11 protein-coding genes are annotated in these 12,314 nt (G+C 57.3%); 4 read left to right on the top strand and 7 right to left on the bottom strand.

All coding sequences use genetic code 11. The features are described 5' to 3' along the window. From FFS18_RS17575 to FFS18_RS01735, 4 genes are all read left to right on the top strand, one after another. On the top strand, nt 1-283 hold a 283-nt coding region (locus FFS18_RS17575), incomplete at its 5' end, for a hypothetical protein (protein ID WP_212743009.1). Between the two features lie 173 nt (nt 284-456). Next, nucleotides 457-1,524, top strand: coding sequence for a GDP-mannose 4,6-dehydratase (gene gmd, locus FFS18_RS01745; protein WP_137869532.1), 1,068 nt, complete (start codon nt 457-459; stop codon nt 1,522-1,524). Beyond that, complete coding sequence (gene fcl, locus FFS18_RS01740) at nt 1,524-2,459, top strand: GDP-L-fucose synthase (protein ID WP_137869509.1); 936 nt, start codon at nt 1,524-1,526, stop codon at nt 2,457-2,459. Before gmd ends, fcl begins: the two co-directional genes overlap by 1 nt. Further along, a complete protein-coding gene (locus FFS18_RS01735) occupies nt 2,456-3,676 on the top strand; it encodes a WcaI family glycosyltransferase (protein ID WP_137869508.1) in 1,221 nt (406 codons plus the stop codon). The genes fcl and FFS18_RS01735 overlap by 4 nt, the downstream gene beginning before the upstream one ends. Nucleotides 3,677-3,691: 15 nt before the next feature. Here the strand turns inward: FFS18_RS01735 and FFS18_RS01730 are convergent, their stop codons facing one another. The 7 genes from FFS18_RS01730 to FFS18_RS01700 all read right to left on the bottom strand — a co-directional run bounded on the left by FFS18_RS01730 (nt 3,692) and on the right by FFS18_RS01700 (nt 12,197). Beyond that, nucleotides 3,692-4,858 carry an AGE family epimerase/isomerase gene (locus FFS18_RS01730; protein ID WP_137869507.1) on the bottom strand — a complete coding sequence of 389 codons (1,167 nt, stop codon included), beginning with the start codon at nt 4,856-4,858 and terminating at the stop codon, nt 3,692-3,694. Then, nucleotides 4,858-6,087 carry an HAD-IIIA family hydrolase gene (locus FFS18_RS01725; RefSeq protein ID WP_137869506.1) on the bottom strand — a complete coding sequence of 410 codons (1,230 nt, stop codon included), beginning with the start codon at nt 6,085-6,087 and terminating at the stop codon, nt 4,858-4,860. The genes FFS18_RS01730 and FFS18_RS01725 overlap by 1 nt, the downstream gene beginning before the upstream one ends. 7 nt (nt 6,088-6,094) lie before the next feature. Next, nucleotides 6,095-7,093: a GHMP family kinase ATP-binding protein gene (locus tag FFS18_RS01720; RefSeq protein WP_249340250.1), complete on the bottom strand. Its 999-nt coding sequence runs from the start codon at nt 7,091-7,093 to the stop codon at nt 6,095-6,097. 39 nt (nt 7,094-7,132) lie between these two features. Next, nucleotides 7,133-8,335, bottom strand: coding sequence for a glycosyltransferase (locus tag FFS18_RS01715; protein ID WP_212743008.1), 1,203 nt, complete (start codon nt 8,333-8,335; stop codon nt 7,133-7,135). A 37-nt stretch (nt 8,336-8,372) separates the two neighbouring features. After that, nucleotides 8,373-9,722 (bottom strand): hypothetical protein, encoded by a 1,350-nt coding sequence (locus FFS18_RS01710; RefSeq protein WP_137869503.1) that lies wholly within the window; start codon nt 9,720-9,722, stop codon nt 8,373-8,375. A 103-nt stretch (nt 9,723-9,825) separates the two neighbouring features. After that, a complete protein-coding gene (locus FFS18_RS01705; RefSeq protein WP_137869502.1) occupies nt 9,826-11,166 on the bottom strand; it encodes an MATE family efflux transporter in 1,341 nt (446 codons plus the stop codon). Then, nucleotides 11,163-12,197, bottom strand: a complete 1,035-nt coding sequence (locus FFS18_RS01700; RefSeq protein ID WP_137869501.1) for a hypothetical protein — start codon at nt 12,195-12,197, stop codon at nt 11,163-11,165. Before FFS18_RS01700 ends, FFS18_RS01705 begins: the two co-directional genes overlap by 4 nt. Nucleotides 12,198-12,314 lie beyond the last annotated feature (117 nt).

Genomic DNA, 12,314 nt, shown 5'->3' with positions numbered 1-12,314 from the left:
TTCATTACTGCCACCTTCGCATTGCGAAATTCAAAAATTGCATGGGCTTAAGCTGATTTCGCTGATTGAAGCACAGAAACTGCCAAAGACCATTTTTTCGAGAGTTAGCCTAGAAGTGGGGCGCGATGCAATGCAACTTGTGGCTGATCGTCACAGCAGACCGTCGGGTCAGAACACTATGGCGCAGGAGGTTGGTTTTGTCGGAACGCAGATTCCCGACACCATCAATTTTCTTTGGCTCAGACCGAGCTGTCGCTTGACCCGATCACGCCCTTGCGGGTAGCCGGATGGCCAATCAATATCGGACCCACTAATTCAGCCGAAAAAATTTGCCTATCAAGTCAATAGACAATCCCGACTCCTTGACAATCATGGATCATTCTTGCGCGTCGGCGAAAAAGAGTCGTTTTATTGCACGTCTATGCGCGCATCATTGGAGCAATTAACATCGTGACGTTGAATTCAGAAAAGACGGCCCTGATCACGGGTGTCACCGGTCAGGACGGCGCTTATCTCGCGGAATTACTTCTGGAGAAGGGGTATACGGTCCACGGCCTCAAACGTCGTTCCTCGTCGTTCAATACCGGTCGAATCGAAGGCATCTATCAAGATCCTCACGTGGCCAATCCCCGGTTTTTTCTCCATTACGGCGATATGACCGATAGCACCAACCTGATCCGCATCGTTCAGGAAACGCAGCCGGACGAGGTCTATAACCTTGCGGCGCAAAGTCATGTGCAGGTCAGCTTTGAAACCCCGGAATATACCGCCAACTCCGATGCCATCGGAACATTGCGCCTTCTTGAAGCCATTCGCATTCTGGGCCTGGAAAAGAGCTGCCGATTCTACCAGGCTTCGACCTCCGAACTTTATGGCCTTGTCCAAGAGGTGCCGCAGCGCGAAACGACGCCATTTTACCCCCGTTCGCCTTATGCGGCGGCAAAACTCTATGCCTATTGGATCGTCGTCAATTATCGCGAAGCCTATGGCATGCATGCCTCGAACGGAATTCTGTTCAACCATGAAAGCCCGTTGCGCGGGGAGACCTTTGTAACGCGAAAGATCACCCGTGCGGCGGCGGCGATCAAACTCGGAAAACAAGATCGTCTATACCTCGGCAATCTCGACGCGCGTCGCGATTGGGGTCACGCACGCGAATATGTACGCGGCATGTGGATGATGCTTCAGCAAGATCAACCCGATGATTATGTGCTTGCGACAGGGGAAACCACCCATGTGCGCACGTTCGTCGAATGGGCATTTGAGGATGTCGGAATCAATTTGGAATGGCGCGGCGACGGTGTCGATGAAAAAGGATATTGCCGCGATACGGGGATCCTCCTGGTCGCGGTCGATCCGCGCTATTTTCGTCCGACGGAAGTCGAGCTTCTGATCGGCGATCCGACAAAGGCGCACACCAAATTGGGCTGGAAGCATGAAACATCGGTCCGCGAATTGGCACGCGAAATGGTTCAAGCTGACCTTGTTGTTATGGCCGAACAGCCGGTCATGAAAGGCGCGTAATGCCCCACAAGATCGCAGGAAAGAGGGTCTTTGTTGCAGGTCACCGTGGTATGGTCGGCGGTGCGCTGATGCGACGTCTGGCGTCGGAAAATTGCGAACTGCTGGCGGCACCGCGCGCGGAACTCGACCTGATGAATCAATCAGATACTGCAGCATGGCTGGCGCGCGAGCGTCCGGACGTGATCATCGTCGCCGCAGCGAAAGTCGGCGGCATTCTGGCGAATCAGACCTATCCCGCAGACTTTCTTTATGACAATTTGGTCATTGCCACGAACCTGATTGGCGCGGCACACGCGGCCGACGTCAATCGGCTGCTATTCCTGGGGTCGTCTTGCATCTATCCGAAGTTCGCCGAGCAGCCCATCCGCGAGGAGGCGCTTCTTACCGGCCCGCTGGAACCGACAAATGAATGGTATGCGGTCGCGAAGATCGCGGGGATCAAGCTCTGCGAGGCTTATCGACGCCAGTTTGGCCGCGACTATATATCTGCAATGCCGACGAACCTTTACGGCCCCGGGGACAATTTCGATCTCGATTCCAGTCACGTTCTTCCGGCACTCATCCGCAAAGCGCACGATGCGCGCACGGCTGGCGCGGCGTCGATCACGCTATGGGGTACCGGGTCGCCACGCCGCGAATTCTTGCATGCCGATGATTGTGCTGACGCGTGCCTGCACCTGCTGGAAAATTATTCCGACGAGATGCACGTGAATGTCGGTTCGGGAGAGGACATCACGATCCTCGAACTTGCGCAAATGGTATGCGATGTCGTGGGCTTCGAGGGAGTGATTGACCACGACCTGTCGAAGCCGGATGGAACGCCAAGGAAGCTGATGAGCGCCGATCGCCTCCGCGCAATGGGTTGGCGACCCACGATCGAATTGCGCGACGGCATTGCGGCGACCTATAAATGGTATCTGGAAAACCGCGCATGAAATTTCTGGTCGTCGGGCTCAACTATTCGCCCGAGCCAACCGGATCCGCACCCTACTCTGCCGATTACTGCGAAACATTGGCTCGCGGTGGGCATGAGGTTCGCATGGTGTGTGCCGCGCCCTACTACCCGCATTGGCGCACGTTCGACGGCTATCGCGGGCTCCGCTGGCCACGCCGCCTGGAAAACGGCGTCTTGGTCTGGCGGTGCCCTATATATGTCCCGAGCCGCGCCTCGGGAGCGGCCCGTATTGCTTTTTATATCAGTTTTTTCCTCTCGTCCTTCATTCCAGTTCTGTGGTCGGCAATGCGGATGCGACCGAACGTCATCGTCAACATGGCGCCCACGTTGATTTCTGCCCCATCGGGATTGCTCGCCGCCAAACTCTGTGGGGCACGCACCCAGGTTCATGTTCAGGACTTTGAGGTTGAAGCAGGGTTTGCGACCGACCAGTTGGCGTCCGGAGGGCGTTTGGCACGCTGGGCCATGGGGTTCAGTAACTGGGCGATCCGGGCGCATGATTTTGCCACCAGTATTTCACCGGCGATGGTCAAAAGGCTTGTTCATATCCGGGCGAGCGACACCGATTGTTATGAACTACGCAACTGGGCCGATATCGCAAACATCGTGCCGCAGGAAAACTCGAAATTTCGCAAGCTATGGGATGTCCACACCCGCCATGTCGCACTCTATTCAGGCAGCATCGCGCGCAAACAGGGTTTAGACATGCTGATCGAAACGGCCCGGTTGCTTCGGGACCGCCAAGATCTGACCTTTGTGATATGCGGAAACGGGCCCTTTCGGGCGCAGTTGATCGAGATGGCTTCCGGGCTGCCCAATATCCAATTTCATGACTTGCAGCCGCGCGAAGATCTGGGTGAACTGCTGAACCTCGCGACGATTCACCTGCTGCCGCAAAAGCGCGACGCGGCCGACCTGGTGTTGCCATCAAAATTGACCAACATGCTCGCATCCGGCCGCCCGGTGATTGCGGGCGCTGATGCCGGCACCGGCCTTGCGGACGAGATCGCGGACTGTGGCATCGCCGTGGAGCCCGAGAATTCTGACGCGATGGCGCACGCGCTTGTTTCGCTTCTTGACGATTCGAAAAACTATGCGCGATTGGCTCTCAAGGCGCGGCAACGCGCAGAATCGGTCTGGGCACGCCAACCGATCCTAGATCGCTATCTTGCCTGGATCGGTCATCGCCTCGCTTAACGCCTGTCCATAGGTTCAACGAAGCAATCGATGCATCTCCGCCACCGCGCAGATGATATGGTACATACTGGATGCGCGAGCATCATCGGCCAAAACCCGGTTGTCGCGGTCGATAAATTCATATGCGCCGCCGGTGACGGGATAGGCGAGATAGCGTTCGACCCCAGCCACCGAGCGCGCAACGCGGTCATACGCATCATCGCGCGCAGCATCGTCCTCGGCGATTTCGGCCATCGCCAGCCAACATTTTATCCGCTCCGTCTGCTGCCAAAGCCGCGCGCGGTCATCCTTCACCGTCCGATCATCCCAGATTTCCATAATCGCCAGATCGCGTTGCCTGTCGACGCCGAATTCCTCTGCGGTGCTCGCCAGCCGCGATGCCGCCGATCGCGCGACGTCAACGCCTCGCGAAGCGTCCCATCGCCATAACAGCCACGCCCATTCGAATTGATGTCCAGGCTCTACGATCCGGCCGCTATCATCAGACATCGGCGTCCAATCGCCATCGAAAAACTCCCGTAGCATGCCATCGCTGCGTATGAAGTGTTCCAGTGCGAGACCGCCGATCTGCTCGGCCTGCCGGGACCAGACATCCGCCCCGCCGGTCAGCGTGCCTTCCCACGCCAGGCAAGCTTCGAACATATGCATGTGCGGGTTTGCCTTTAACGGTAGCGAGCGTGGCACGCTTTCCTCAAAGCCACCCAGCGGATGCCGCCATCCTGTTTGCGCGCTAGCCAGAATTCTTTCAGCAACCTGCTGAAGTTCGGCAGGTTTGCCGAGATACGCATGGGCAGCGGCGAGTCCGAATAGAGCAAAGGCGTGGTCGTAAAGGTCAAATCGTGCATCGACCGTAACACCTCCGGGTCGCGTGACCGATTTGACGCTTCCGTCCGCGTTGAGGCAATTACCAAGCAGATACGAGACGCCATGCTCAACCAATTCTGCCGCAGGGCCGGACCAGCCCAGTGACCCCGCCGTCGCAAAGGTAAAGATCTGACGGCCCACGACACGGGTGCGACGATCGGCATCCGACGCTCGTCCATCGTGGCTGATCGTTTCAAAATAGCCGCCGTCCCGGCGATCGGTCCCGACGCGGTCCCATAGCGGCAGAGCATCATCGAACAGCCATGCCGTAGCGCGATCGCGAGCGTCAACTGCTCGATCGAATGCCGTCGCAATCATCACACAAGGCCCCGTTCCGTGGAAATTTCAAGGAGGCGGTGAACCAATGTGTCGAGCGCCCCCCCTGCGAAATAATGCGCGTCGATTCCGGCCGCCTTGGCCGCATCAAGGTCGCTCTGCTTGTCGCCGATCAGAACGCTGCCACTCATATCAACGCTCCACTGCTCAGCAAGGTCGAGGATCATCCCGGGTGCTGGCTTTCGCCAGTCGCAGGCTTTGCGGTATTGCTCGATGGTGCCGTCGGAATGATGGGGACAATAGCGATAGTCGTCGATGTGCGCGCCAATCTCGGCAAGCTCCATCTGCATGTGGTCGAACAAGTCCGCAACCGCCGTTTCCGGATAGAGTCCCCTTGCCACCCCGGCTTGATTTGTCACGACGAAGACCAGGTAACCCGCATCATTTGCCGATCGCACTGCCGATCGGGCACCCGCGATCCAATCAAAGCGTTCCATGGTGCCGACATAGCCATGATCGACATTCAACACGCCGTCGCGATCGAAAAAGATCGCAGGTCTGCGAATAAGCGCCGGAATGCTCTCCTGGGCTTCCGAATAGGAGTCGGGTATGCCGATATCGAGGAAGAACCCGTCGTAGGCCCGCGCACCGATTCTTCGTTCGGCGACCAGAGCGGGGAAAATGTCGCGCTCGAGCGAGCAAATATCCGCAATCAACTGCAAGACGGCATCGCGGCGCATCGCATAGATACCGCCGTTGATAAGTCCACTCGACCGTCCCGGTGCGCGATCTGCAAAATCCTGAACGACCCCGTCGACCACCTCAACGACCCCGAAGCGGTCAGGCTGGGCAACCTCGCGGAGTGCCAATACACCGGCCAGAGCGGGACTCCTCTGCAGTTCAAGACACAATAGACGCAGCGGGATGTCAAACAGGCTGTCACCGTTCATCAAGATGAACTCGCTGGCGAGGATGTCTTCCGCATATCGGAGCGCGCCGCCAGTCCCTGCGGGCACGGGCTCGACAATCACGCGAATATTTGCCTTCAAACTTGCGATGAAGCGGCTTTCCTTGACGAGGCGGACGACCTGATCGGAGCAGAATCCACTCAGCAGAACGATGTCGTTGAAACCCTGACGGACGACTTCGCCGATCAGGATTTCCAGGAAAGGACGACCGCCGACCGGCAGCAGCGGCTTCGGCGTTGCATGCGTTAGCGATCCCAAACGGGTCCCCAGCCCGCCGCAAAGAATAACGGCCTGACGGATCATGGCGCGCTCAGATTTGCCACACTTCGCAGCCCCGCTCGACGATCTTGACCGGACTCGCCATCGCGCCCGCGGCGTTCAGCGACGTAATCAGTCTATACCGCCATTCGGGGTGAACGAGGAAAAACAGAAAGCCCCCGCCGCCCGCTCCCGAGACTTTGCCGCCGAGCGCGCCCTCCTGCAGTCCGAATTCGAGCATCTCGTTGATGCGCTGGTTCGCAACAGCGGCCGCAGTCGCGCGCTTGGCGAGCCAGCTTTCATTGAGGATGCGCGCCATTTCGTCGATGTTGCCGTTCAGGACGGCCGCCTTCATGTCGATCGCGTCGGATTTCAGTTTGTGCAGCGCCTCGACGGTCTTCCCGTCCGCAGCCGTCATGCCCTTCACCTGTTCGGTGATAATCGACGCGGACTCACGCGACTGCCCCGTGTAGCAAGTCACGATCGAGGTCTCGACTTCGTTACGCACCCCGGCATTGAGACGCAGAGGATTCACGATGACGCGGTCGTTGGCAAGATATTCAATGAAGTTCATGCCACCAAAGGCGGCGGCATATTGATCCTGCCGCCCGCCGGCGAGTCCCAGGTCGATGCGTTCGATTTCAAATGCCAGTTTCGCGACGTCATAGGGGCCGAGCGGTGCGTCGAGAACCGCGCGCATTGCTTCGACCAGCGCTACAACAAGCGCCGACGACGAGCCTAGCCCGGAACCGGACGGCGCATCGACGGTTGTCGCGATCGACATCGGTATCCGGATGCCACCGCCGAAATCGCGGATCATGCGTTCATATACGCCGCGGTGCAAAACAAGCTTCGCCGTGTCGAGTGGCCCATCCAGGTCAAACTCTTCGGCCATCCCGACATCATCCGCCACAAACCGGATGAGCGGACGATCCGTCGGCAAGAGCGTCGCAAACGCAAAACGATCTATCGTTACATTCAGGGTCGCGCCGCCATATTGGTCGCAATAGGGTGACAGGTCGGTGCCGCCACCCGCAAGTCCGAGACGCAACGGCGCACGGGCGCGAATTTTTCCTGCAAGGCGCAACATTTATCTTTCGCTATCCGTCGTCAGCCGATGCCGTCCGGAGCGAATGGCGTCAAGTAACGTCTTGCCGCGACTGACCCAATCGAACTTGCCGTCACATTGCGCGCGCGCGCGTGCTGCCATCGCGTTCAGGCGGGCTAGATCGTCGATCGCCGCGACAATCGCATCGACAAGTTCGTCGACTGTTTCGGCCGCAATTAAATCGGTATCGAGATCCAGCGGCAACCCTGCCGCTTGCGATCGGATTGTCGCGACGGGTATGCCATTGAATATGTAATTCACGACCCGATGTTTGAAGCCACCGCCGAGTTCGTCGGGCATCAAACCGATCCGCGAATCGTAAAGATAAGGCAGTGGGTTTTCGACAAAACCCAGCGCCCGGACTGTCGATGACCTATGTTCGATCGATTCCAGAAAAGCCGGGTCCGAACGCCCGAGGATCAACAGTTCGATACCCGCCGCCGAAAATCGTTCGTGCGCGGCCGCGACGAAACGTCGCAGATTTTCCTGCTTGGCGATCCAGAGCAGTGAACCCATCATGATCACGCGGCGCGCCGTCTGTTCGGTAATCTCGCCAGCTGGTCGCTCGGCGCCGCTATAGGCTGGGGTGACCGTCACATATTGTTTATTGGGTTCTGCGGCGCGATAAAGCGCGCCATCCTCGTCCGTATTGGTCGCAATTATATCGACGGCCTCAACGAGCTTATCCTCGAGCCGGGCCGCCTTTTCGGCATCGTGGCGCACGATCAAACGCATGGCCGGATTGCCGGCGTATTGATCAGCAACCGTGCGACGTAGCGACGCTTCGTGATTATGCGACAAATAGACGAGGACGGGACGTTGATCGCCCCGACTGGCGCAATAAGCCTGTACCGCCTCCAATGCCCAGCCTGTGGCATAATAATCGAATATGATGGCATCCGGGTGCCGTGCGAGTGCGGCTTCGAGTGCATGCAAAAACGCGCCGGTGCGCTGCCTGACGGCGTCACTGGGCAATGGTGTCAACAGGCTGAGCGCGCGCGACCAGCGGCTGGGTGCAAGGTGGGTCCGTTCTCCCAATGGAGCAATGTTTGCCGTCTCGTCCCGGATCGTCGCGAGCACTTCGACGGAAGCGCCGTTCGGATCGAGGCTGGACAATAGACCTTCCGAATAGAGTAGCTGACCGTCGGTGGGATTTCGCGAATCCCAACGGGCAATCCATAACAATCTCATTGCCGACAGACTTTCTTCGTTTTGCTTAATGCTATGCCGCGCGCGCGGAACGATCGCCCGCCCAGCTTTTCTGGGCAACAAATGCGACCGCGGCGAAAGTGAACAGAATGTACCAAGGCCGGTAAGCCGAAACACCGCCAAAGGTCTGCAACGCCAACAACCAAGCAACAAACGGAAATGCCAACCTTTGTATGCCAAAAACTCGAAACAGTCTTGCAAGTAAAATTACTAAAACTGTACCACCAAGCACACCAAAAAAGATCCAATACTCCCAAAACGCGTTCGAAATGAGGAAGGCTCCGTCACGTTGCGTACGAATATAGGGAAAAAGCGCAATAATATCGTAACTTCCGTACGCTTTACGCGCAAGCGGCAGCAAGGCGTCAAACGAGCCAAGTCCCAAACCGAAAAGAAAATTGTCGCGCAGACTTTCAAGCCAGATCAGCGGAGGTCCGAACACCCGCAGGACATAGCTGCCGCCGCCAAGGATCGACCGCGTTGACAGGCCGGACAGGCCGGTGCCGTATACGAGCAAGAACGACATCGCCAGCAGCCCGACGACCATCCCCACGCCCGCCAACCAGGAATATTTGCCGCGCTCGCCAGGGCGCAGGGCGAGCGCGCCGTAAAATACAGCGGCCGTAAAGAATATGATCGTCGGACTGCGCATCACGACCATGCAGATCAGCGAAACAATCAGCGCCCCGCCCACTTTGAAGACGAAACGGGTCCGAAGCAGCAGAAATATCGTGGCGATCAATATTCCGGCACCGATCCCGACGACGCTGGGCTCACGCGCGAAAAAGCGCGGCCGCACCGCGCCATAGGACGCGACGTCACGGATATCGGCCGAATAGAGAAGATTTTTCGGGTAGAGAAATTCACGAAACGCGTCACTGATCTCTCGAACGGCATCAAATCGTTCGAAGAACGATCCGACGACAATAACTGCGAGAATTATCGAAAAATACTGGATCAGCTTCTCGCGCGACGACAGGATAATTATGATGAACATGCAGTATGCCGACACCATGGCGGTAATTAATTGCGCATAGGATTTAAGAAATTCGACGATAAACACCCGCCCTGTTATAGTAGGAACGATCGCGATCATTGGGACTGCCAGAAAAAACAAACCAATAATTGTAACGTGAACAGATTTGATCGCGCTGCGGTTCAAAAATCCGCCGACGACGGCAAGCAACGTCGATCCCGCATAGGGAACGATCAGCGAGTCAACTGAATAGACCGACAACTCCAGATACATGGCAACAAAGTGCAATGCCACGACGGCCGCATTTTGATTGGGACTGAGCGCATGGATCAGTACCGCCGGAATCGTCGACTTTCCCAGTGCTTCTTGTTGCGCCCATTCGTTCATATTTGTTCCATATCAGATCGTTAGATTTTTGAAAGCCTATTGCCGGATAAACGCGGTGCTCACTTCGACGCAAGTCAATGAGCGCGCATCGAGAAATCGCCCCTTACTGCCGATGAAAACGAAGTTGTCGGAGGCCGTTGGCAAACTGCGCGCTCGTTGGCCAAGGCCGGATTGCCAGTGACCGGCAGTTCAATATCGTCATCAGCACGGCGCCCGCCGCCAGCATCGCCATGCCACCCGCTGCTGCGAGCGGAGCGCTTCCGAGGTCCGCCAGAGCCCATATCGCGATCGGCGCCGCAAGCGTCGCCGCTCCCTGCCCCAACATGTTCCAGCGACTGATGTTCGCCCCTATCGCGGCGAGAAAGGCCGGGGCCGATAGCGCGTTCGCCATCCAGCCGACGACGGCGATCGCAATCATCGCGACGAGTTGCGGATCAATTTTTTCGATCATGACCAAACTGATGAGCGGCGCCGCCATGATCACGAGCACGGTCAGCCCGCCCGCAAATATCGCGAGATGGACCATCGATGTAGCGAAATGCTCTTCGAAACGGGCGCGATTGGAGACATAGCTCACCGCAAAAACGGGCAGCAGCGCTTGTGTCGGCATGACGACCAGCTGGCGGGCCTGAGCCGCAATGCGATTGCCAATCTCGAAATAGGCGACAGCATGCAATCCGAAAGTGGCCGATAAGGTGAATTTGATCAGCGGGTCAAATGCGAGCGATGCAATCTGCGTCACCTGCATTTTCAGCCCGATACCATAAAATGCACGAAACCGCGCACGCCGCCAGTGAAAACGAAACGCTTCCGACGGCGATTGCCCGAAGACGTGCGTGCAGTACATGCGCGCAGCAACGATCAGAAAGGCACTCTGACAGGCCTGCGCAAGCACAACGGCCACGAGACCAAGCTGGTCGGATAGAAACCATACCATCGCAAGCTGAAGTGGCATGGCCGCCACGATCAATATACTTTTGGCATAAGCGCGGTGCACCCCCACGACGACGGCCAGGGCAGTTTGCGCGACGCTGAGGATCACGAACGCGACGATTGCGAATGGCAGCAATTGTGTGGCTTCAGCCTTGGCATTTGCCGGGACCACCGTTTCAATTGCCAGTATCAACGGGAAATATAGAATGACGGCCACCACCAGATGGAGCGCGAAACTGGTGATAAGGGCGGTATCCGCAAATTCGCGCGCCTCATCCGTCCGTCCGAGAGCGTAGGATTCGCCGACAAATCGGGGCACGACGGCCGCTATGCTGGCATCACCGACACGCAACAGGATCGTCGTCGCGACCACCAACGACCAGATGCCGAGAGCGTCCGTACCGAGCTTGGCCAGAATGATTTTCAGAATCGCGAACAGGCCGATCCCTGTCACCACCACTTCGGCAATGGCCCAAATCGACGATTTGCGCAGACCGGAGGCGACTGTCATATCGCGCCTGGGCACAAGATGGAAACGAGCCGTGCGATGTCGCGTTCGCGAAGCCCGGAGACGGTCGCTCGGCGCTCCGCGGAAACGGGCCGGGTCGGCGACCATTCCAACAAAAGGCGTGCAGATGTGTGGGAATAGTCCGTCCAGTCGGGGGACAGAGCGACGTGCTCGTGTCCCAGCGCCTTTGACTGCCGCTCCAGAAAGCTGTGGCCGGTTACGATCGCTGGAATACCGAGTTGGAAGGCCCGGCCAAAGATACCCGAAGCCTGATCATATTCACGATCATATGCGCACCATACGGCAAAGGAATCATGAAAGAGCTCGAACATTCGCGCATCCGAGATTCGCTGATTAATCAAGATTCCGCCAGCAGCGACAAAAGCATCGCCCAACGATCCTAGCGACGCTTCGAGTGACCCGGCAGCAACGAACTGAAATTTCTCTCGGATCGCCGCTTCGCCAATCCACATGGATGCAAACTGGTCGAATCCCTTGTTGCGATCGAGGCTTCCCAGCAATGCGATCTGCGGCTTCTGACCTGCCAATGCCCTGCTCGGTTGCTTCAGAACCAGTGGCGCACAAAGTTCCAAATCCCATAATTGCGGATCGTTTATCCAATCATCGGCATATTCTGCCAACCGCGGCTCGATGGAAAATGGCAGGATCGTGAGAATCGAAATACCCGGTGCTCGCCGCATCATTTTGAACAGAATTTTCTTGATCCAATGACTTGGCTTTTTCGGTCTCAAGCAATTTTGCGGCCGCAAGAACAACGCGACGGTCTGAGGCCCGCCGAAAATCGACCGCAGCGCAGAAAGCAGCAGCGCCCGATAGTTGAAATCCAGTGTCGCATGGAAAACAGCGATCGCCGCTTTGTTTCGGTTATCGCTGACGGCGAAGCCGTGCGATTCAATCAGCGGCCTTAGCACCTCGTCATATGCCGATTGATGTCCGGACCCCGCTTGGGAAACCCAATGAATCACTGGCGACTCTACCGAGCCCGCATTTCCTCGGTCGTCGTTGACTGGCACGTTCAGAAATCCGTTACGCAACTCGAAGAAACAATCGGCCTAAACCGCGCGATTGTTGAGCGCCGTTCCTTGTCGGGTGGGTGTTGGCTTGTCAACAATATCCGAATTTCGGGCGGC

The organism is Sphingopyxis sp. 2PD, assembly GCF_005503695.1.
Taxonomy (GTDB): domain Bacteria; phylum Pseudomonadota; class Alphaproteobacteria; order Sphingomonadales; family Sphingomonadaceae; genus Sphingopyxis.
The sequence above is the reverse complement of the archived record's forward strand: the minus strand, read 5'-3'. Positions and strand labels throughout refer to the sequence as shown.